A 21921-nucleotide genomic window follows, 5' to 3' on the forward strand; every position below is an offset into this window, starting at 1 on the left:
ATGCCGGACGCCATCCAGTTCACCCTCGATGACGGCACCGTCGTCCTCGTAGCCCCACCCGCCCGCAGGGGCACCGACGCCGTGGGCCTGGGAACCCGTCTGGAGAGCGCGGGAAGCACCCTGCGCGCGGCACTGGCGCCGATCACCTCCGCCGCCTCCGAGGTGATCGGCCAGTTCCGCAGTGTCGCCCAACGGCCCGACGAGGTGGAGGTCACCTTCGGCGTCGTCCTGGACGCCAAACTCGGCGCGGTCCTGACGAGCGCCAGTGCCAGCGCCCACCTCGACGTCACGCTCCGCTGGAGCGGCACAGAACCGACACCACCGAACTGATCCCGTACCCGGCGCCCAACGGCCAGTGGGTCGGCCGTCCACGAGTGGGGTCACATCTCTTGTCGTGGTTCCGCCACGGCAGGATCGCCCGAGGCATTGCGGTAGTCCGTGTAGGTGTAGGGGTTGTCGAGCACCTACTCGTCGTTCTTGATCAGTACGAGGTCCGCTCGCTTGCCGGGCTCGATGCTGCCGACGATATGCAGGCCTCATGCCGTCGTCCGATCTGCCGAAGCATCACTGTCAGACGGGGTGTTGGGGGCTGATCCGCGGTCGGGCAACTCCACCTTGGCCGTGGCGTGATGCGATGTGACTACGCCAGTTCGTCGTCCTCACGGGCGCCGGCGCGCCTCGTCTCGTAGGCTCAGCCCGTACCAGACGCCGAGCGCGACAGCGGCGCTCACGGCCGTGGTCCAGGCCGTTGCGCCGCCGTCGAACAGCCAGCCCCACAGGGTCGCCAGCCAGGGAATCTCCAGGAGCAGCACGAACCTGCCGTGGGTCATGGTCCTGCCGGCCGCCTCGGCGCGGCGCACCATCCGGATCCCGAGGAACAGGGGGCCCAACGCCAGCACGGCCACGATGATGAGCAACCAGAGAACGAACAGCCCGTCGTCCTCGCCGTCCGCACCATCCGCGCCGGACATGTTGCGCTGCACATGGTTGTCGGCGATCTCGCCGTAGGCCTCTACTCCACCGATTCCCGCGACGGCGGCGGCAGCCCCTGCGGCGGGCTGTGCCCACGGCCGGGCGTGAGCGCGGGGCGTCTGGGGGGCGTCTGCCCCGACGTAGTTGTACCCGTACCGTTCGGCGGGGCCGAGCTGGTGGTTCTGGGTGAAGGCGTTGCCGTGCGCGTCGTAGTGCGTTGTCTCGTGGACGGCGCCGTTCGTGTCGTTGTACCGCTCCCGGCGGTGCCTCCCAGGGTGGAGTACCTGGTTCGGTTCTTCGACATACCGTTCCTGATCCACCGGGCCCCCAACGGCTTCAATGTCGGCTGAATCCCGACTGGTTCGGATTATGCACCGCTGATCGTGCACGTGTGCAGGTCAGGGCCGACCGGGCCGGGACAGGGGCGGGAGGACACGGCTGCCCCTTTGGGCCGTGCGGGCCACGTCGGAGCTCAGCGACACTCGGTGCGACTTGAGTGCTCCGGATCGGGGGCGGCGTCGGTCGTGGCCCGTCCCGCCGGACGAACCGATGGGTGGGACGGCGCGGTCACGGCTTGCGGGCCACTCCGCCGTAGAAGCCGGCCTGGGCGTCGGTGATGTCGGCCAGCGGCTGGTCCGGCTCCGGGTGCCAGCGATGCGTGACAGCCAGCCCCGGCGGCAACAGCTCCAACCCGTCGAAGAACTTGGCGATTTGAGTCCGGGACCGCAGCTGGATCGGGATGCGGGCACGGACGTACACGTCCTGGGTACGGGCCATGCCCTCCGGGTCGAAGTCGGTGGTGCCGTGGCTGAGGGTGAGGAAACTGCCGGACGGCAGCGCGTCGATCAGTTCCCGCACTGTCTGGTACGCGCCGTGCTCGTCCGGTACGAAATGCATCAGGGCACACAGACTCAGCGCGATCGGCCGGTCGAAGTCGAGCGTTGTCCGGGTCTCGTCGGACTCCAGGATGGCCTTCGGTTCTCGCACGTCCGCCTGCAGGTAGGCGACCCGGCCCTCGGGGGTACCGTGCAGCAGTGCCCGCGCGTGGGCCAGCACGATCGGATCGTTGTCGGCGTAGACCACCCGGCAGTCCGGGGCCTGCTCCTGAGCGACCTGGTGCAGGTTCGGCTCGGTCGGCACGCCCGTGCCGATGTCGAGGAACTGCCGCACCCCGTGATCGCGGGCCAGCACGCGCACGGCCCGGTGCATGAACAGCCGGTTGGCGCGGGCGAAGGTGCGGGCGTCCGGGGTGTGGCCGAGCACCTGCTCAGCCGCCTCGGCGTCCACCGGGTAGTGGTCCTTGCCTCCCAGGTAGTAGTCGTACATCCGGGCAGGGTGCGGCCTGCTGGTATCGATGGGCGTCGATCCTCGAGCTGACTCAGGTAACAACGTGTCCTCCTCGGCCATGCGGGACGGGCCTTCGCCCTGGATCCACAGCGGTTCATCGCGACATGGGGAAACCGGGCGGCTCCGGCTCCCATGACGGGAACCTGTTATTGCCGACTCGAGCGGGCCGGGCCGACCCCGCGAGCGTCCGGGGAGTGGCTCCCTTGAACGCCTCGATATTCCGCACGGACAGCATCGTAGACACGCTGAAACAGCAGGCAGACCCATACCCCCGTATTGGGCCGGCACGGCTGCCCATCGGACGTATTCCTGTCAGCGTGCCAGTGGGTGGCCGACCCGTCCGCCTCCGGATCGAGGCATGGAGCCACACCATAGAGCTGGAACCGATCTTGCGCTCGCGGCAACGGCGGCCTCATCATGGCGGGCATGTTCTCTTCGGGCTCCGCCTGGTTCGGTCTGGCTGTGGGTGCCGCGCTTTTTGTCGAGTGCGCTGTGTTCTTCGTGTTCCGCCACCGGCCCGGGAACGCGAGGCGTGGCAATCAAGTACCGATGCTGCTGTGCATGGGCGTCATGCTCACCAGCGGCAGCGCGGCGCGCCTGCGTGGGTGGACCGGCGTCGGCATGACGACGGTGTTGCTGGTCGGGATGGTCGCCGCCGCTGCGACCGTCGTGTTCGCGATTCGATCGTTGGTGTCCCGCGCGTCTGCGCAGAGCCGGACCACCCTGCCGTCGCAGCCGGAGTAGGGCCTGCCCCGATCGGCCGGTCCGCTACTGGCCATAGGCCCCGGTACCAGGACTTAAGACGGCCACGCGGGATCATCCGAATGTGAACTCGAGTTGGGCCCGGGCGGTCTGTTCTGATTCTGCCTGTGCGCGATTCCGAAGGAACGCCTGGGTGCCCTGATCTATGAACTGACCGGTCCGTGGCGGGCGGTCAGGGAGGCTGGGCGGTTGCACCTACAGCCCCAAGCAGAGCGACTGTCGGAGACGCCTGCCGCCACGCGACCGGCGACCGCCGCGACATCACCGGTGCGCGTTGGGAGTGTTGAGGGAGCCTTGGCCGTCCTCAAGGCCCGCGACCTCGTCGACAACGGCGGCTTCCGCAACGAGGCGATACCCCCTCACCGGTTGATCGGGACTTCTCTCCCATCGATCCGCAACCCGCGCGGAATGCCGTTCTTTTGCCTGTCTGCTGCCTCGTTGCCGGGCGGGACGGGTGCGCATACTTCGGGACGCCGGGGCTGGGGGAGGATCGCAATGGGCAGGCTGCTCGTCGTACCCGTACATCTGGATGCGCTGTGCCTGGCGGGGGAACGCCAGGTCGCGGAGCCTTTCACGGACTTCACGCGGTTGCCGTACACGGACTCCGCCGACGGGCACGATCACCAGGCGGACATGCCGTACGTCAGCGAGACGCTGCTGTCGGTGCCGTTCCGGGACCAGGGCTTCCTGCTGAAGGCGGGCGTCCATCTGCACTGGGCGCTGCCGGACGCGCTGACCCGGCTGGCATCGCGGGACGGGGCGAGCTCGGTGCCGGTGGTGCCCAACCGGTGGCTGCTGACGCGCGCCGCGGGCGGTGCCGTGGCGCAGCAGTGGGTGGTCGAGAGCGACTTCGTGGCCGAGGACAACGCGGGCGGAGTGCCCTACCCGTACATCGCGGACCAGATGGACGGGCCCGAGCGGCTGCCGTATCGGCTGCTGGGGCGCAGGGTGCCGCTGACCGCCTGGCGGCCGGCCGGGCGAACCGGCTCGGCCGACCTGGCGGAACGGGCACGGTATCTGCGGGCGCTGACGGCGGTGGGCTACGGGGAGCCGACCTTCGCGTCGTTCTATCCGCACTGCCACAGTGTGTTCGGGCTGCACGACCCGGCGTTCCAGGGGGTGCCGCCGCAGGACGTGACGTATGACGTGCTGGGCTGGTACGAGGACCCGGGTCAGGACGTGCTGGCGGCCACGCTGGCGGCGCCACGGGATGCCGGGACCGGCTGGCCGGATGTCCTGCGCACCGCCCTCGGATGGACGGCGTCGGACAGCGGCGCCGAGCCGGACCGGATGGTGTGCTGGGGACGGATCGCGTTCGCGCCCGGAGCGGGTGGGTCCAAGGACACCGCGGGTGACGACACCGGGGTGTGGGTGGGCAACACCCCGACCGAGGCGCTGGCGGCCCATCTGGGCGCCGTGCTCGGCGACACCGGCTTGGCGCCGGACGACCTGGAGAGCCTGCTGGAGGCGCTGGCCTTCGCCGAGGAACTGGAATCGGCCCCGCTGGACGTCGGGCTGAAGTTGCTGGAGGCCCGGCACGCCGACACCTTCGGGACCGTGCCGTCCGGGAATCTGTGGACGGTGACGGACGACCGGGCCGGCCAGGGCGCGGACGCCGGCCTGACCACCCTGCCGCGTACCGCCGGGGCGGCGTTGAACACGCTGAACGCCGCGCAGGCGGCCTGCGACCGGGCGGGCGCCGAGCTCACCGGGCTGCGCCAGGAGCTGTACGCCGACTGGTACCGCTACATGCTGTGCGTCTCCACGCTCTTCGTCCAGCAACTGAACCGGGAGGGCTGCTGATGCGGCTGCACGACGCGGAGATCCTCAACCAGCTGACGTCCGGCGAACTCCAGGTCGAGCTCTACGACTTCCCGCACAGCCGGAGCGGGGGCACCTGGACGCTGAGGCTGGTGGGGCAGTGACTGACACCGGCGGCATTGAGGGCACTATCCGGGAACGCAAGACACCCCCGAAGAAGAAACGCAAGAAGGAGCGGACGGAGGACCTGGAGGACCGCGCGGAGACGCTGCGCGCCGAAATGACGCACTGGGCCACGGACATCGCGGAGCTGAAGAAGACGGCCATTCCATGCGGCAGCAACAATTCCAGCCAGACCCACTGACCGTTCGTCAGATCACCACGCCCCGCGGCCAGCGATCATCCACGATGGTGATCCACTTTCACAACACGCCCTAGACACCCGCGTAAAGCCGTCGGTGCCACCATCGATACGGACTCCCGCTCCAGTCCACCCAGTGGCTTGGATCAGGATCGTGCAGTGTCCTGCTTCGGAATTCCGCATCAAGACCGGCAAGCAGTCGTCGCAATTCGGTGCGTGCCGGAAGCGGGAGCATGCCCACTATGTCCTCCAACGCGTCCCTGACTACCGCGACATCGTCGTACTGGCACCCAGGACAGGCCGGGCACTCCGAGGCAGTCAACCTCAGCTTCCGACCGGGCTGGCGCAAGAAATTCCGGTAGCTGTAGAGGAATTGTGAGGTTCGCCCAGGCTGGACCTCATAGCTGTGAGAGCTATGTTCCACCAAGTGAATCGCGGCACTCGTGTCAGCCGACAGACGGTCGATGGTGGGCAGTTCACGCGCCCACTTGGGCGGTTGGCGCTCGCGCATGGCGCGGATTGCACCCGGGCGCTTACGCGGCATGAGCCTTTCTGGTGATCATCATGGAGGCCATCCTGCCATCAGGGGTACTTGACGCGCCAGAGCCGTGCCTGCAGGCCCCAGACGAGGGCACGACTAGGCCCAATGCCGTTGTCTTTGCCGTGGGCGTAGGCTGTTTGGCAGTGGGTCCCGGGGGTGGTTCGGGTGGCTGCGAGCGTGTCTGACTTATCGGGTCTTGGCCTGTTGACCTGGGTGTATCCGCCAGGCTTGGTGGATCGGGTGGTGGCGGCATGCGGTCGTGCCGAGCAGCGTCAGCGGCTGCTTCCCGCGCGGTTGGTGGTGTATTTCGTGCTGGCGTTGGCCCTCTTCTCGCCTGCCCCGTATCTGGAAGTGATGCGCCACCTCGTCGAGGGCTTGCGGGGGTTGGGGTTGCTGGGCAACTGGCGTGTTCCGGCGAAGTCCTCCCTGTTCAGGGCCCGGCAGCGGCTGGGCTCCGAACCCTTGCGGGTGCTGTTCGCCACGACCGCGAAGCCGATGGCGACCGAGGCGACGCCCGGCGCGTTCTGGCGGGGCCTGCGGCTGCCGGCCGTCGACGGCACCTGCTGGGACGTCGCGGAAAGCGAAGCCAACGCGACCGCGTTCGGGCGGCCGGGCAGTGGCCGCGGGTCGGGCAGGAGCGCATTTCCGCAGGTGCGGATGGCGGTGTTGGTGGAGATCGGCAGTCATGCGGTGCTGGACGCGGAACTGGCCGGCTGCCGCACCGGGGAAGTCACGCTGGTGAGCCGCCTGCCGCGTTCGACCGGCCCGGGCCAGCTCGTCCTGGCCGATCGCGAGTTCCTCGGCGTCCCGTTGTGGCGGGCGTTCACCGCCACCGGTGCCGACCTGCTGTGGCGGGTGCCCGCCAACCGCGTCCTGCCCGTGATCAAGCAGTTCCGCGACGGGTCCTGGCTCTCACACATCAGAGCAAGCAGCGGTCCGGCCCGCGAGGAGCCGGTCCTGGTCCGTGTCCTGGCCTACCGGCTCAAGGACCGGTCCGGTCAGGGTGAGAGCGACGGTTATCGCCTGGTCACCACCCTGTTGGACGCCCGCCGGTATCCGGCCCGGCAGCCGGCCGCGCTCTACCGCGAACGCTGGGAGATCGAGTCCGTGTTCGCCGAGATCAAAACACATCAGCGCGGTCCACGCGTCGTGCTCAGCAGCAAAACACCCGACGGCGTCCGCCAGCAGATCTGGGCACACCTGCTGGTCCACCACGCTCTGCGGGAACTCATGCTGAGAACGGCCGCCACCCGCGGCCTGAACCCCGACCGGGTCTCCTTCACCGAAACCCTGCGCTCCGCCCGGCGCAGCGTGACCGTCACGCCGGGCAGCTTTTCCCCCTGACCTCCTGGTCAGGGCACTGGTGATGCTGGAGCAGGACCTCCTGGAACGGCTCCTGCCCGTCAGACGCCTCCGCAGCCAGCCCCGCGTCGTAAAACGCAAGATGTCCAACTACCACCTCAAACGACCTGAACACCGTGCCTGGCCACAGCCGACCCGCACCGGACCTCAAGCCGTCCTCATCACAAGACCCCAGCCAGCAAGCCCGTAACGCAACGGCATTGCGACTAGGCCGTGTCGCTAAAGGAAGCTGGTGAGCCGGGTGCACCCCAGACCTCGGCGTCGAGCAGCGTCATTTCCACACGGGCCACGCCTCCCGCCTGCGACGGTGCAGCCGCGTGGTGTCCATCTCGCTGCGTAAACTGTTGGCTCGTATGCCCGTCGGTGATGGCTACGCGCACACTGACGGTTTCCCGTTTGACCCGAAGGACTGAGCGTGCCCGACCGACCTGAGATTGTCTGCATCTGCGGCTCTACCCGGTTCGCGCACGAGATGAGCGCGGCGAACCGTGATCTGACCTTCGCAGGTGTCATCGTCGTCGCGCCAGGCGTCTTCCTGCGCGCCGAGGATCACGAAGCAGACGAGTTGATCACCAACGAGCAGAAGACCGCGCTGGACGCTCTCCACCTGCGCAAGATCGACCTGGCTGACCGGGTTCTGGTCGTCAACCCAGGCGGGTATATCGGCGAGTCCACGAGCAGGGAGATCGCATACGCCCACGTCACCGGCAAGCCGATCTCGTTCACCGATCCCTTCTGACCAGTATTCGCTTCGTGGTGCGCGCGGGCAACGAGTCTCGGTCAGCCTTGCAGCGTGTTGCTAGAGGGTCTTCGAATTCGTCGGTCGCAGCCTTGTGCTTGTGTCGCGTGACGTGATCTCGGATGAGACGTGGGCCGTGCTCGGGCCGCTGTTCCCGGTCGTGAAGGCCACGGGCCGCCCGACTGTCGCTCGACGCACGGTCGTCGAGGCGGCGGCGTGGCGGTTCCGCACCGGGGCGCCGTGGCGGGATCTGCCGGAGCGGTTCGGGAACTGGAACACGATCTACAAGCACTTCGATCGGTGGTCGAAGGCTTGGGTGTGGGCGCGGGCGCTCGAGCAGGTCCAGGCGATGGCCCACGGGGGCGGCGACGTCGACTGGATCGCGTCGATCGACTCCACGATCGTGCGCGTCCATCAGCACGGCGCGACCCTGCCACGGGACACAGGGGCGAGGTCGAACTACAAGAAGTTCGGTGATGAACCCGCTGATCACGCGATCGGCCGCTCCTGCGGCGGGCTGACGACCAAGTCGCACCTGGTCGCGGACGGCAAGGGACGGGTACTGGCCTTCATCCTTACCGGCGGCCAGGCCGCGGACACAACCATGCTGCCCGACACGCTCGACGAGATACGCGTCGCCGGTGCGACGGGGCGTCCGCGCAAGCACCCGGACCGCCTGCTCGCGGACAAGGGCTACCCGTCCAAGGTGAACCGGGCCTGGCTACGCGAGCGTGGCATCGCCACGACAATCCCAGAACGCGACGATCAGATCGCTCACAGCCGCAAGCGGTCGGGCCGGCCGATCGACTTCGGCGATGAGCAGCGTCAGCAGTTGTCGGCCGCGACAACGAAGGTGATCTGCCCAGCCGAGCGGTCGATGAGCACGAACTCGTGGAAGTAGTCGTGTACACGTCCCCAGTCGTGAAGCGCCCCAGAGCCCCATCCAGCGCTGATCTGCGTTCCCGTCCACGGATGCTCAGGCCCCGCCGGGAGTCAGCGCGGCCCCCAGCTCGCGCCGGCGCCGCGCGACGGACCCGGACTGGTGCGGCGCGGGGCCGGACGGGTGTGGCTAGGGCGAGCGGCACGGGGAACTCCACCCGCCGAGAGTGACCTGGCACCGTGAATCAGTTGGGGAGGCGCCATGCTCAAGCGCGCACGATGCGAATCGTCGAGGAAGCATTGAAAGGCGGGACGGCACGCTTCGGCTGATCGTCTTCACGGGAGCGGCCACCTGCGCCGTACTCACCCTCGGTGGTGGCGCCTGGCTCGCGGGTCTGCTTGTCGGTGCTGAGCGCGATCCAGATTTTTCGGAGCTCGGCGGTCTGAGGGTGTCGAGAACGTGCCACCGGCTCCGTCCCAGGGACATCAGCGGCCACCACGGGCCGCACGAGGAAGAAGGAGAAACCAGCATGGCGATTCAGCGGATGGACAACGTCGGCATCGTCGTCGAGGACATGGATGCCGCCGTCGCGTTCTTCGTGGAACTCGGTATGGAGCTGGAGGGCAGGGCGAAGGTCGAGGGCCTCTTCGCCGACCAGTGCACCGGACTCGACGGCGTCCGCTGTGACATCGCGATGCTCCGGACCCCGGACGGGCACAGCCGGCTCGAACTGGCGAAGTACCGCAGCCCTGAGGTGATCAGCGCCGGGCCGGGCAACCGGCCGCACAACATTCTGGGCACGCACCGCGTCATGTTCGCCGTCGACGACATCGAGGACACCGTTGCCCGCCTGCACCCTCACGGCGCCGAACTCGTCGGAGAGATTGCCCGGTTCGAGGACAGCTATGTGCTCTGCTACCTCCGCGGCCCGGAGGGCATCATCGTCGGACTGGCCGAGCAACTGCGCTGAGAAGAAGCCGAACCATGCAGCCGAACGAGATCATCGAGGTTCTGAACCGCCGATCAGCCAGGAGCTGCCGGCCCGTGACGTGACCCGCCTGGCTTACGGCGCCAATGACGGAACCCCGCGCAGGAACGCGCCCAAACTCCCGTGGCCGCCCTCGCGCACAGGGTCCTGAAACGACGGCACCAGTGTGAACGATCATGTAATTCGGCTCTGGCGTAGATCTTGTGACGAACGGGATGCGGTCACCCAGCAGCTTGCCCGAGGCTCTGCGGAGTATCTCGCCGCCTCCCGGACACACGCCGAGGAGTCCTTCGATGGTGATCATCAGTGGGACCCGCCGACGGCTGACTGCCTTGACCTCGACTGGGCCCCAGCCATGTTGGAACGTGCGTGCGAGATCGCCGGAGTCGGCGAACTACTCCTCGCCGCGCTCAGGCATGCCACCGACGGCGGTGCCCCGATGGATGTCGGTTTCCGGCCCGGATGCAGGCATGGTGGGCGCTACAGTAACCGTTTTCTCCACGCCTCGGCGAGGTTGCGCCAGAGATGCCAGCCGTCCGCGATCTGCCGTGCCTGCGGGGCTCGGCTCTGGCCGCTCTGTCGTGAATGATCTCGAGTAGAGGCCGCGGGGTGCCGAGTTCGACGGCGTGGCCACACACCGTCACACGTGCTCGTCCGCGGAGGCGGTGATGACGGGCTCGGAGTCGGTGGGCAGGAGTTCAAGCACGAGGGCCACAGCCTCCTCGGCGGTCTCGACTTCGCCGATCACGGCGGAAGGACTGCGCCGACGAACCTTGAACCATCCGTTGTCCAGGGGCTCGATCGATCCGGCCTGAACAGTCCAGGGGTAGCTGGTGGAGCTACTGAAGAGCAGGGCGAAGTGGCTGGTGAACGGATACAGCCGCCGGAGTCGTGGCTGAGCGGCAGCAGCCTCCAGCAATGGAACGATGCCCGGATAGGGGCGCCCGGGCGAGCGGATCTGGGCCACTGCATGCTTCCACTGCCAGCTGAGTCGCACGGCCTGCCAATGGGCCTCGACCACGTCAGCCGGCCCGCGACTGCGCGCTGCAACTATGTCCGGCAGAACTGGTCTTGGAGGCAGGGGCAACTGTTGATCGCAGGTCTCGTCCTTCGCGTCCACTGTCATAGTGTCGCGCCCGTTTCCTGAAACCGGTGCTCTGACAACGAAGATCATGGCCGGATGAGAATGCGTATCCGGAGGAGTCGGAACGAGGCTCGGCCGTACTCGCCCCGCATGAGCGCTTCACCCGGTGTACGTGTCCTTCGACGACTCCGGAACTCCAGGGCAGGATCGGGCCGGTAGTCACTGCGCCGAGGTCCTGGCGGAGGAAGCCGGCGAAGCCCTTCGTGTGCTTCGGCGCGTCCTGCTGGGCCTGTCGGATCCACACCGGCAACAGGTACCCCCGCTGGTGCCGGACCAGAGCGGCGAACGCCCAGCGAGATCGCAGTCCCGGGGTGATGTCCGGGCAGGCGAGCCGGACTTGAAGGAGTCGCTCGCCCTGGCTTTAGGTGATCGTCTCCCGGGGCCGCGTGATGCGCGAGGTGATCTTGCGGGGCTCGGGGGGTCGGCCCGGACCGGTTCGGCGGTGCCCGACCGGAGGGCGGCGACCGGGCGCAACCGCCGCAGACACCGGGCAGCGTGGACGGCGGGACTGCGCACCGCCGAGCAGCCGCTCACTGACCGGCGGGCGCCGTACGGGCCGGCGCCCGCCGGAATGAACGGCTGCTGTCCGGAGTGGTCACGCCGGCGCGGCACCCGTAGGAGCGCGCGGGCTACCGGCCGGTGTCTGCGTAATCGGGGTTGCAGTTGGGGACGCTGTCAATGACCACGCACGCCTTGAAGAGGGTGATCGGATTGCTCGGGATGTCGGTGGTTTCGCTGCACTTGCCGTGGCCCTGGAAATTCGTCAGCGTCTGAAGGTTTCCGACCCTGCGGTAGTAGCGGACGGCGACCCCGTAGCCGTCCGAATAGACGTCGCAGACCCTGACCGCGCCGTTCGCACCGTAGGACTTGGCCTCGGCCCGGGTGTGAGCGCCGTAGACGACGATCGACGTGCGGTCGGCGGCGTGCGCCGGTCCCGAGAACACCAGTGCGCCCAGCAGAGCCGCGCCGGCGGTCAGTGCGCGCCCCGTCTTCCGATACCTGGTCATGATCTTTCCCTTCTCGTCGGCCCGTCAGACCTATGGGTCCCCCGTGGCGTGTGCCGTCGGGCTGGGCAGGGCCGGTCGAGGTCCTGTCGGGCTTCGAGCTTTCCGACCGCGGTTTTGTCTGGCAGCCCCTGCCGCCCCCTCGGGCAATCCCGTAGCGGCGCGTCGGCGCGAGGCCGCCGTTGACCAGGACGCCGGGGAGCGTGTCGCCATCCATGCCGGCTGGGCGGAACTTCCACAGTTCGCCAGGCCGGGTGTCGGAGTCCATGCATGCCTCCTGCCGCGGTCGCTACGGTTCACCCTGAGAGGGCGGCGAGCCCCCGGGGTGTGACACCAACACCCCCCGATGTGACCCACATCTCACTGCTCGACAGTGCCTGGTCCACACAAAGACGGAGCCGGTACCCAAGCAAGCGGCCAGGTGAGGTAGTTCAACTCTGACCGTTGCCCCGCCGGCGAGGCTTGACCGAGCAGGCCGATGACGCTGCCATCGACACCGCCTGCCGAATGCTGCGACTGCCCTCGATCCGCAACCAGTTCTCTGACATCGCCGACCGGGCGGTGAAGGACCCGATGCCCAATCGGGGCTTCCTTGCCGAACTCCTGATGACCGAGGGCGACGACCGGTCCCGCCGCCGCTCGGAGCGGGGGATCAAGGCGGCCGGCTTCCCGCGGGAGAAGTCCCTGCGGGCCTTCGAATTCGACGGCAACCCCAACATCGACGCTGCCACGATCCACACCCCGGCCGGCTGTGAATGGATCAAGAAGAGCCAGCCGCTCTGCCTGATCGGCGACTCCGGCACCGGCAATTCTCACATGCTCACCGCCCCGGCCACCGAGGCCGCCATAAAGGGCTACCGCGTCCGCTATCCGCTCGCCACGAAGCTGGTGGTCGAACTCTTGGCCAGCTGCGGAAGGCATCGACGCGGCCCGCCTGTTCGCCCCGCCTCCGGACCGGTCCCCTTTCTGGCCGCTCAGCGGAGGCTGGACCGCCTCGGGGTCCGGGTCGCGGGCTCCACGGCCGCCCCTGCGAACCGCCCCCGCGCCCGAGCCCCCGCCCGCCATGCGTGGTCACCATGCTTGGCGAACTGGCGTGCTTTCAGCCCGGGTTAAGTGGCTGGCCAGGACGACTCCGACGCCGTGAACACGCCAGCCCAGTTGTGATCACGCCGTTCCGTCTGGTCCCTCCTGCCGGGCGAAGGCGAGGATGTCGGGGACCGCTTCGCGCAGGCTCGCGAAGTGACGGTGCACGCCGGCCACCGCAGCCGCGGAGTTGACGCCCCACACCGTCATACCGGCCCGCAGCCCCGCTTCAACTCCGGAGGGAGCGTCCTCAATGACCAGGCAGTCCTCGGGCCGGGCACCTAGCAACTCGGCAGCCAAGAGATAGGGCACGGGCGAGGGTTTGCCTTCTTCCACTGCGGCAGCATCGACGATGATGCGTGGGATCGGCAGGCCAGTGCGAGTAAATCGCCCGCGCACTCGGTGCTCGTAGTTGGAGGTCACGAGCGCCCATGCCCCCGACGGCAGGGTGGCCAGCAACTGTGCCGCGCCGTCGAAGGCCGCATAGACGCCGGACCGGACGTCGTCGTCCTCCAGTTCGTGCAGCGCAGCCAGGCACTCACTTGGAACCCGGTCCGGAGCCACCTTCGCGAAGGTCTCCATCGGCCGCGTCCGCAGGGCCACCCGATAGACCTCAGCCGCGTCCAGTCCGTATCGCCCCGCCCACGCTGCCCAGACCCGACGCTGGTTGTCCACGGCGTCGATCAACGTGCCATCGACATCAAAGAGGACGTACTTCCTGGGGCCGGGTTGCACACGCTCACTGGTCACGCCGTGATCATGCCAGGAGGTCCTGAAGGTCATTGACGGGAGGCCCTTTCCAGGACTCCTTCAGGTCTTCCTATGAGCTCTCATCACGCTCACGTCGGGTGTGTGGACACACATGAAGTGAACCGTGTCCGGGCGACGTTGGCGTGGTTTGTCGCAGAGGGGTTCGCCCCGAGGCCGCGCAAGGACCAACGGGCCAAGGGCGCCTGCTACTTGCGGGGGCTGATGCTGGACGGCCGCCGCGAGTCGGTTCAGGCGATGGCCTCGCGACCCCGCCTGCAACGATCAGAACCCGCAGCAATCCGTGAACCACTCCACCTGGGATCGATGCGGTGGGTATCCAGCCCGATGTCGTGGGCCCACACAGCGAGCAGGCTCCCGGGCACCAGGAAAGGCGTCGTCGTCGGCAGACGCGAGGCTGGGCCAATCAGCCCATACCGGATGTCCAGGTCGAACCTCGATAGCAATCCTTGACCGTGGTGCACCTGAGGGCTCCGCCTGCTCGCTGCGGGAAGGGAGCTGGTGCCGCTGGGGCGTGAGCTGGGCGAATCGCAAGGAGCTTCACCATGGTGGCACCCGTTCAGGTAGGCAGCGCCGCGTCGCCGGTCGCGGCGTTCCGCAACCCCTTCCCCAATGACGGGAACACGCCGGTGGGTACCGGGTTCTGCGAGGCGTTCTTCGTGGACGGCGCGGGGGTGGTGAAGTACGAAGTCCTCGTCGACCGCGACGCGGTCGCCTCCGGCGCCGCCGCCAGCAGCGAGCCCTGGCAGTACTACGACCTCGGCCACGGCTGGTGCACCTACACCTTCTTCGAGCGGTGCCAGCACCGCATGGCCTGCGCACGCTGCGACTTCTACACCCCGAAGAACTCCAGCAGAGGCCAACTGCTGGAGGCGAAGGAGAACCTCCAGAAGATGCTGGCCAACATCCCCTTCACCGACGACGAACGCGCTGCGGTCGACGACGGCCAGGCCGCACTCGACCAGCTCCTGGAACGACTCACCGACGTCCCCACCCCAACCGGCTCCACACCACGTCAGATCGGCGGCGCCCCGGCCACCGCCACCCTCCTGCAGATCGTCGACGTGACGACCCGACCGCGAGAGCGCGGTCCGGAAGGCCCGTGTTGAATCCATGACCGCGCAGGCTTCTGGGGGATCGAAGCGACTCGACCCGGTACCGTGAGGGCCTACGAATCCACACCCTGACATGGAAAAAGAAGTGCAGGATGCACATCCTGGATGACCTCGCCGGTCTTTCCACCCGTGCCCAGAGTCTGCTCGAACGAACCGGTTGGCGCGATCATCAGCACGAACCCCGACTCTCCACAGAGTTCCTGCGGCTCCGGGACCGCGTTGGCCAGTTGATTCCCACACCCATGATGCTCGTCATCCGCCGGGAAGGATTCGAGCAGAGATACGGCGGACTCCGCTACCAGGTGCGAAGCAGCTACACCATCCAGGGCGAACGCCACGACACGCTCCGCGAGTGGCACTACGACCTGGGCCAGCGCATGGCGACCGGCCCTACCCACGGCTGGTACTTCGATTGGTTCGGAGAACGTCTCTCCTCTCCAGTGCGCTACCTGGTGCATACGGACGGACGAGTCGGAGTGGACGACGGAGGCGGCACGTTCCTCGAAATCGCCCCGTCTCTCCCGGCGCTCATCGAATCCCATGCCCTCACCGACACGGTCTCGACCTGGGACCGCATCACAGCCGAGGTGGACAGCTCCGCACTCGTCGAGCAACTCGTCGGCCTCACCGACGTCCCCGAAGCCTCGGGCCCCACCATCCGGTGGCGGCTGTCCGACAATCTCGCGGTCGAGGAGTTCCGGAACTGGAGCAGCGAGACACCACGTCATTGGCGCGCATTCATCTGGAGCCGAGACCAGACTGGCCGACGCCAAATTGAAGGAGCCGCTGTCCGAGCAGCGGCGATGCAGCAGACGATGACAGTCACCGGATGATGACCGCTGCTTGACAAAGCTGATGCCACAGAACGCCCTGGCCGACGGTGTACTGGTATTTCACCTGGTGGCACGACGACGGCACTGTCGAGCGGGTCCACGACGCCCTGCGAGACCAAGTGCGCGGTGCCGTCGGGCGCGACATCGGGCCGAGCGCCGGCTTGATCGATTCACAATCGGTTCGGTCTGCCGACACGGTGCCCGCGGCGACCAGAGGGTTCGATGCGGGGAAGAAGGTCAAGGGCCGCAAGCGGTTCATCGTCACGGACACCCTCGGCTTGCTTCTGGCGGTCCACGTGGTCGCAGCGAACATCCAGGACCGCGACGGTGCGAAGCGTTCGTTGCTGTGGACCCGCCTCGACCACCCGGGCGTACGGAAGATCTGGGCCGACCAAGGCTTCGCCGGACGCCTTATGGAGTGGACCAGTACCGTGCTCGGCCGCGAGCTAGAGATCGTGCGCAAGGCCCCGGGTCAGCGCGGTTTCCAGGTCCAGCCGAAGCGGTGGGCCGTTGAGCGCACACTCTCGTGGATCACCTCCCACCGGCGCCTGGCCCGCGACTACGAGGCCGGCCCGGCCCGGTCAGAGACCATGATCCGCTGGCAATGATCGACATCATGATCCGTCGACTCACTCGAGGCGGGCCGGCCTCACGACCAGGCCCCCGTCCCCTCTCGTCCGCGCCTGGCCTGTGACTGCTTCCGTTGCGGTGTCTGGTTGGATGCGGATATGGGCAACGGTAGCCACGAGGAATCAGGTCTCTCCAAGAGCACTTGGAGCGACGCAGATTTCGAAGACATGGGGTGGCATGACGCCACCATCCACGGCTTGTCCGTCCAGCCGACCAACGACATCCTGCCGCGTCTTCTCCTCGACCTCGACTACATCGTCCACTGGGTCCACCCGGTCCCGCCCGCAACATACTTTTCGTTCTGGGTCTCTCCGGCAACACTCGTCTTCGAAGATGTCTTCGACCTTGAGGGCGACCTCGACTTCAAGGGCTGTGCCCTGGACTTGGAGGTCGACAGGGTGCAGCGGCTGGTGACGGACGATGCCCGCCCGAACTTTGCACACTGTCCGCTCTGGCACGTCGAAGGCCACGCGTTCGAGTTGAAGTTCCGAGCCTCCGGCTTCCATCAGTATTTCCGGCAGACTCCGAGGCTCGTATCCCGGCAGGCATTGCCCTATGCCGAACGCGGGGTTTGTGCCTTCACCGAACTGGGCTTCAGCTGACTGACCTTCCGAAGCATCTGCCAACAGTGAGCACGGCAATCGCGTCGACACAACCTGGGCTGACCAGATCTCAAACACGGTCCGAGACGGCGCTTGGTCCGTCCTCCCCCGGTGTCGGCGAAGGTCGAGGGAGCCTCGGCTCCGGCGGGGGCCACCCGCCGGAGTTCGATACAGAGGCCTACAGGGATCGGCACACGGTTGGGCGCGGCGTCAGGCGCCTCACATGCACTGCGCCAGGGCCACCACGTGCCACAGGAAGCCGGCCCGCCACGCGACTACCATCCGAGCCGCAGCCGTCAAAGAGAGGCTTCGAGTAACGCTTTCGGTACACGCTCAGCAGGTCCCCGCCCGGCTGTAGGTGCCGAGTTGTTCAAGCGTGGTGTTGTTCGACTCGTACGCGTCGAAGACTCCCGGCGTCCCGCTGTACTTCAGCAGTGACTCGTCATTGGCGTGCAGGGACTGGGAGGTGTAGTTCACGCTCCCCGTCCAGATGATCTGCTGCACGGAACCCAGGTAACCAGCGTTCACCAGAAGGTACTTCGAGTGCACCATGGCAGCGGGCGGAGCCGTTTTGTCGAACCGGTAGACAGCCACGCCGTTGTGGGGACCGCAGGCGCTGAGCGCGTTGATCGCGCTGTCGTCGGACGTGCCCTGGTCGGTGTAGACGGCGTGCACGGTGCACCCGGCGTCATCGAGGCTCTTCAACTTCTGAGCGACGGACACGTCCTTGATGTCGTACATGGCCATGTGCACGCTGCCCCCGCTCGAGCAGTCGATATTGCCGAGAATGTCGAGGATGACGTTCTTGCTGGTGTCCTGCTGCGGGAAGAAATACGCCTTCGCGCTGGTGCCGGTCGTGGCGTTGGAGCCTGTCACCGTCGTGTAGTCGACACTTGACGCCGCATCGGACATCTGGGCCGCCTTGATCGCCGTGAAGCGGTCGATGTAGGCCTGGTAGATGTCGGGCTGGTCGACCAAAGTCAGTGCGTTGTTCCAGGCGTTGATGCCGCCGTTCACACCCGAGGTCGTGGAGATCATGTTGGCCGACGACTGCACCACCACATTGGAACCGCCCGACGTGCTGGTGAACAGATAGAACTTGTCGTGGTTGATGATGTCGTTGGCGGTGTCGTGTTCGATGCAGCCGCCATGGCACAGCAGAACGTACGAGCCCGCGGCGGGGTCGTCCCCCAGCACATTCTTCAGGTCGGCGGTCGTCTTCTGGATGTTGGAGGTCGGCGCGTAGTCATCGGCGACGATCTTGACGTTGACTCCGCGCTGGTAGGCACTCACCAGGGCGTCGTAGTACGCCTGAGAGTTGAACGCGTAGATGGAGATACGGATGGTCGCGCCCGCCGGAGTCCCATTGATCAGACCCGTCAGGTAGTTCTGCAGCGCGTATTTGTCCGTCGCGTCGTTCGGATTATTGAAGACGGCATTGTTGGACAGGCCAGCCGCGTGACTCGGCGTTCCGAAACCGAGTGTGGCGCCCAGGGATATCACCAGGGCCAGGACCAGACGCGAAAAGCGAACTCGCACAATTCTATACAAAGCATATACCTTTACAGGCAGACCGGAATCGGGCATTTGTTTCATTTACGGACATGCGAAAATGAATGGACATGCCATAGCGGCACGAGCATAGCGAGCATTCAGCGGTCGACCAGAACCGGGGAGGGGCAGCTCCCGACAACCCGCGGAACTACGCCGCCCGGACGTCAACCAGAGGCCCTTCGCAGCCTTCACCACTGACGGCAAAACGCGCCAACCACGGTCGCACGGTTGAAACTTGACCGAAATGCACCCTTGCAGCCGTTCGGTACCGTTGGACACGTTGTGCACTCCAGCGATCAAGGAAGCGAGAGGGGAACGCGTCACCGGGTTTACTCTCTGACGGCTGCGACTGTTCTGCCTTTTCCGCTCAAAGGACGTGACCTGCGGATGACGACAGAGGGGTGAGCGTCAACATATTCGGCGGCGAGGCAGCCACCCTGTCCGAAGGCACGGTGGCGGCTCACTACAACGGCGCTCACAAATGAAGCGCGTCCGTCGTGGACGATTACTAAGCCCTATCAGCGTTACCGCTCCGGGCTGAGAACGGACGCGGCGAGTGACGAAATTCGATTCGGACTGCACCAGGCCCTGTGGGAGATCCGCCAGGACTTCAGACAGCGTCTGAGATTTACCGTGCCTGGATCTGACAGTCGAAATAGGCGAACCGAAAATACGCTGCACGTGCTGGACGATCGCAGCCCTGAATACATCAAGGAGCACTCCCCCGCTGTCCAATCCGAACGGACCTCGCGTGACCAAGGCCGGGCGCCGTCAGGACGCCGTCGCGGAAGTCATGGCGCTGCGGAGGCAGGGCTCTTCGGCGTTCAGGACGGGTCGGTGGGACAAGGTCTGGTCAGGCGCTGTCAGGCCACGAGAATCCGAGTTCCTCGGCGCGCTCACGGCTGCCGCCGCACACTTGCGCGTAGGACTTCGGGTCCTCTTCAGCCAGCCGGCGCAAGGCGGATGTGGCCTGCGCCTCGGGCGAGGTGCCGTCGTCCGGGATGACCCAGCGGAACTGGAGGGGACTGTCGGCTCGTTCCGGACTCCCGGACGCCAGCCCCGGCACGTACCAGAAGGTGACCACGGCGGTGTCGGGGTCGTCGAAGCCACTGCTGATCCAGCCTCGGCCTGCATCCCATCGGCTCAACAAATCCGGCTCCTCGATCAACCCCGCCTTGATCAGGCGGGCGATGGTGCGAGCCCGCCAGGACCAGGAGCAGTCAGTCTCTGCCCTCGCGATCTCCGCGTGATAGGCGGAGGCGTCGAACCGGTAGGCGGGCGGCGCCGGTGCGGGCTCGCGGGAACCCGGCATGGTTTGCCGCCAGTTCTCCCACACCACCTGGTCCGCATCTCGCCGGATGGTGACGTAGAGCGCGCCACAGCACCCCTCAGTGCAGTCGGCCTCCGCGAGTTGCACCTCGTGAGGCTCCGCCCCGGCCCGCAGCCGCCCCTCGTCCAGCAGGTATTCGGGGCTGTGGGCGGGCCCGCGGCCGAACACCGTCGGAACCACCGGACGGCCATCGATGAGCACACGTGCCTCGACGGGTTCCCGGTGCGCGGGGTCGCCGACCACCACCTCGATGCGGAACGTGTCGGGCACGGCTGGGCGCTTGAACGGCTGCCGTCCGGTGCGGCGGATCCAGCCGACTCGTGGCCGCTGGTCTACCTCACCCCCGGTGGCGCCTGCCTCCGCCCATCGAGACTCGGCCAGCAGCCGCCCGAGCGAGTCCAGCAGTGCAGCGCGCCGCTCATGCGGCCAGGCCAGCAGCACGCCGGTGCCGCTGCTCAGGTCCAGGGCGAGCGACAGCAGCAGGGCAGCGTTGTCGAGGGTGGGCGGCAGCAGACCGGCGCGGCTGACGACTCTTTCGTACACGCGGAGCGCGTCGCGGTAGGCGATGAGGTCGGTCGAGTCGTCACGTGAGCACCCCATCCGGACGAGCAGCCTGCCCGCACGGGAGAGCAGGTCGGTGTCGGAGGGGTGGTGGTCCAGGAGGTCAGGCAACTGGCAAGCCTCCGCGATCCGGCGGGCGACCGCGCTGCTGACGAAGCGGAGTGAGGCCGGAAGCGCGACCAGCTCCGGGCTGACGGCCTGCCGGTTACCTGTCCATAGGGCGTGGACGAGTGGCTGTAGTTCGTCACGGCCGGCGTAGACCGCGAGCCACACGACGGCCGCGGATTGGCGATCCAGTATGTCGAGCGCGTTGACCGCCGGGCCGGTGAGATCTCGGAACAGGCCGAGAACGGTGAGATGCCGGACGTCCTCGGGCTCGCCGAGGCGGCCCAGCAGGGCGATGCCTACAGTGACGGCGGGCGCGGTCGTTCCGGTCTGGATCAGCCCCCGTCCCAGGGCGCGGGCCACATCCACCTGCTCGGCCGGCAGTGGCAGCCCAGCGACGGTGGAAGTGATCAGGTGCTTGTGCCGATAGTGAATGCCGAGCCGTTCGAAGCGGCGATGCAAGGTGGCGGGGTCGACCGGGAGTGGGCTGAGCGCTTCCCGGACGGCACTCTTCACCTCTTCCCGAGAGAGCGGATCCTCGCCCGCAGCGGTCTTCTGAGGCAGGGAGTAACCACGCCGGGGCAGGATTCCGTCGGGGGACTCGCGCAGCAGATGCAGGGCGTGGTCATACAGAGCGGTCTCGGGAGCGAGCGCGTTGCGCTCTTCCTGGGCGCTCACCGGGTGAAGCGGGACTCGATTCCGTAGGTCATGTGCGCAGCTTGCCAGCCGGTCAGCGGCATGTCGAAGGAATTGATGGGGCTGCAGCAGATTCCGAAGCCCAACAGACCATCGCTGGCGTCACCGTGTCCGGCTGGAACGCGCACGGCCCGACCCGGACACCGTCGATGTCCGCCGGTTCAGCCCGACGGTCGGCTGCGGACGGCGGAGTACGAGTCGGCACCGTAGATCTGTGACGTTTTGCCGGGTGATGGCGGCACCGCAGGTCGCAACAGGATGGTCTCCCGCCAGTCCGCTACCGCGACCGCCCGGCCACCGGTGGTCAGCCGAATGCCAGCAGCGCGAGCGCCAGGACGGTATCGACGACGAGCAGGGGAAGGCCCAGGGGCCTGCCCCTGTCCTCGGGAGCGCTTTGCCCGGTCGGCCGCAGCGCGGGATCGGCCTGAAGGGCGCGGATACCGTCCACCGCCCGCAGCGCCTCCGGTCTGTGGCGAAAACGACGGGTGAGCCAGGACGGGGCGAGGACACCGTAGATCTCCGCTCCGCGGGCACCCTTGCCGGACCTCAGGATGATGAATCCGCTGCCCCGCAGCCAGACTTGGCTGAGCTCGTCCCAGGGTATGTGTCGGACCCGCCGCGTCCCCACGGCCCACAGGCCCGCGCTGTCCGCCGTGACGCGCCAGCTGAACTGAGTGGCGATCCAGAGAGTGCTGCCGAGAATGAGAATCGCAGGGAACACGCGTTGCCCGAGCGGAATGCCGCCGAGTGCGGCAGGCTTCCGCCGCGGTCAATGTTCCTGCA

At 67.1% G+C, this 21921-nt stretch carries 20 protein-coding genes and 3 pseudogenes; 15 read left to right on the forward strand and 8 right to left on the reverse strand.

Annotated elements, in window-relative coordinates; genetic code table 11:
* Positions 1–330 carry a CU044_2847 family protein gene (locus ACZ4N5_RS38095; protein WP_467761589.1) on the forward strand — a complete coding sequence of 110 codons (330 nt, stop codon included), beginning with the start codon at positions 1–3 and terminating at the stop codon, positions 328–330.
* 329 nt (positions 331–659) lie between these two features.
* Here the strand turns inward: ACZ4N5_RS38095 and ACZ4N5_RS38100 are convergent, their stop codons facing one another.
* Positions 660–1292: a hypothetical protein gene (locus ACZ4N5_RS38100; protein ID WP_467761590.1), complete on the reverse strand. Its 633-nt coding sequence runs from the start codon at positions 1290–1292 to the stop codon at positions 660–662.
* Between the two features lie 247 nt (positions 1293–1539).
* Entirely contained in the window at positions 1540–2379 is an 840-nt protein-coding gene (locus tag ACZ4N5_RS38105) for an SAM-dependent methyltransferase (RefSeq protein ID WP_467761591.1), read from the reverse strand.
* Between the two features lie 366 nt (positions 2380–2745).
* Between ACZ4N5_RS38105 and ACZ4N5_RS38110 the strand changes: the two genes are divergently transcribed.
* From ACZ4N5_RS38110 to ACZ4N5_RS38145, 8 genes are all read left to right on the forward strand, one after another.
* Positions 2746–3063, forward strand: a complete 318-nt coding sequence (locus ACZ4N5_RS38110) for a hypothetical protein (RefSeq protein ID WP_467761592.1) — start codon at positions 2746–2748, stop codon at positions 3061–3063.
* A 513-nt stretch (positions 3064–3576) separates the two neighbouring features.
* On the forward strand, positions 3577–4884 hold the full coding sequence (locus ACZ4N5_RS38115) for a hypothetical protein (protein WP_467761593.1): 1308 nt from the start codon (positions 3577–3579) through the stop codon (positions 4882–4884).
* On the forward strand, positions 4884–5006 hold the full coding sequence (locus ACZ4N5_RS38120; protein ID WP_467761594.1) for a hypothetical protein: 123 nt from the start codon (positions 4884–4886) through the stop codon (positions 5004–5006). The genes ACZ4N5_RS38115 and ACZ4N5_RS38120 overlap by 1 nt, the downstream gene beginning before the upstream one ends.
* Positions 5003–5206: a hypothetical protein gene (locus ACZ4N5_RS38125; protein WP_467761595.1), complete on the forward strand. Its 204-nt coding sequence runs from the start codon at positions 5003–5005 to the stop codon at positions 5204–5206. The genes ACZ4N5_RS38120 and ACZ4N5_RS38125 overlap by 4 nt, the downstream gene beginning before the upstream one ends.
* Positions 5207–5909: 703 nt before the next feature.
* Entirely contained in the window at positions 5910–7088 is a 1179-nt protein-coding gene (locus tag ACZ4N5_RS38130; RefSeq protein WP_467761596.1) for an IS4 family transposase, read from the forward strand.
* 433 nt (positions 7089–7521) lie between these two features.
* Positions 7522–7845 carry a hypothetical protein gene (locus tag ACZ4N5_RS38135; protein ID WP_467761597.1) on the forward strand — a complete coding sequence of 108 codons (324 nt, stop codon included), beginning with the start codon at positions 7522–7524 and terminating at the stop codon, positions 7843–7845.
* 100 nt (positions 7846–7945) lie between these two features.
* The gene (locus tag ACZ4N5_RS38140; RefSeq protein WP_467761598.1) at positions 7946–8746 is read left to right on the forward strand and encodes an IS5 family transposase; all 801 of its coding nucleotides are present in this window, start codon (positions 7946–7948) and stop codon (positions 8744–8746) included.
* 508 nt (positions 8747–9254) lie between these two features.
* Complete coding sequence (locus ACZ4N5_RS38145) at positions 9255–9695, forward strand: VOC family protein (protein ID WP_467761599.1); 441 nt, start codon at positions 9255–9257, stop codon at positions 9693–9695.
* A gap of 658 nt (positions 9696–10353) precedes the next feature.
* Here ACZ4N5_RS38145 and ACZ4N5_RS38150 read toward each other — a convergent pair.
* Entirely contained in the window at positions 10354–10833 is a 480-nt protein-coding gene (locus tag ACZ4N5_RS38150) for a DUF6193 family natural product biosynthesis protein (RefSeq protein ID WP_467761600.1), read from the reverse strand.
* Between the two features lie 653 nt (positions 10834–11486).
* On the reverse strand, positions 11487–11864 hold the full coding sequence (locus tag ACZ4N5_RS38155; protein ID WP_467761601.1) for a hypothetical protein: 378 nt from the start codon (positions 11862–11864) through the stop codon (positions 11487–11489).
* 441 nt (positions 11865–12305) lie between these two features.
* Between ACZ4N5_RS38155 and ACZ4N5_RS38160 the strand changes: the two are divergent.
* A pseudogene (locus ACZ4N5_RS38160) lies at positions 12306–12764 on the forward strand (ATP-binding protein); the annotation flags it as partial.
* Positions 12765–13025: 261 nt separating this feature from the next.
* On the opposite strand, the gene ACZ4N5_RS38165 reads toward ACZ4N5_RS38160, so the two are convergent.
* On the reverse strand, positions 13026–13694 hold the full coding sequence (locus ACZ4N5_RS38165) for an HAD family hydrolase (RefSeq protein ID WP_467761630.1): 669 nt from the start codon (positions 13692–13694) through the stop codon (positions 13026–13028).
* A gap of 102 nt (positions 13695–13796) precedes the next feature.
* On the opposite strand from ACZ4N5_RS38165, the pseudogene ACZ4N5_RS38170 reads away from it, so the two are divergent.
* The 5 genes and pseudogenes from ACZ4N5_RS38170 to ACZ4N5_RS38190 form a co-directional block, all read left to right on the forward strand.
* A pseudogene (locus ACZ4N5_RS38170) lies at positions 13797–14016 on the forward strand (transposase); the annotation flags it as partial.
* 241 nt (positions 14017–14257) lie between these two features.
* Positions 14258–14821 carry a hypothetical protein gene (locus tag ACZ4N5_RS38175; protein WP_467761602.1) on the forward strand — a complete coding sequence of 188 codons (564 nt, stop codon included), beginning with the start codon at positions 14258–14260 and terminating at the stop codon, positions 14819–14821.
* A gap of 98 nt (positions 14822–14919) precedes the next feature.
* Positions 14920–15660, forward strand: a complete 741-nt coding sequence (locus tag ACZ4N5_RS38180) for a hypothetical protein (protein ID WP_467761603.1) — start codon at positions 14920–14922, stop codon at positions 15658–15660.
* Between the two features lie 35 nt (positions 15661–15695).
* Positions 15696–16354, forward strand: a pseudogene (locus ACZ4N5_RS38185) (IS5 family transposase); the annotation flags it as partial.
* Between the two features lie 34 nt (positions 16355–16388).
* Entirely contained in the window at positions 16389–16892 is a 504-nt protein-coding gene (locus ACZ4N5_RS38190) for a hypothetical protein (RefSeq protein WP_467761604.1), read from the forward strand.
* A gap of 333 nt (positions 16893–17225) precedes the next feature.
* On the opposite strand, the gene ACZ4N5_RS38195 is transcribed toward ACZ4N5_RS38190, so the two are convergent.
* The 3 genes from ACZ4N5_RS38195 to ACZ4N5_RS38205 form a co-directional block, all read right to left on the reverse strand.
* Positions 17226–18431, reverse strand: a complete 1206-nt coding sequence (locus ACZ4N5_RS38195; protein WP_467761605.1) for a phospholipase D-like domain-containing protein — start codon at positions 18429–18431, stop codon at positions 17226–17228.
* Positions 18432–19299: 868 nt separating this feature from the next.
* The gene (locus tag ACZ4N5_RS38200) at positions 19300–21120 is read right to left on the reverse strand and encodes a hypothetical protein (protein WP_467761606.1); all 1821 of its coding nucleotides are present in this window, start codon (positions 21118–21120) and stop codon (positions 19300–19302) included.
* 322 nt (positions 21121–21442) lie between these two features.
* Positions 21443–21859, reverse strand: a complete 417-nt coding sequence (locus tag ACZ4N5_RS38205; RefSeq protein ID WP_467761607.1) for a hypothetical protein — start codon at positions 21857–21859, stop codon at positions 21443–21445.
* Positions 21860–21921: the final 62 nt, after the last annotated feature.

It is taken from the genome of Streptomyces sp. NPDC026500 (assembly GCF_055567635.1).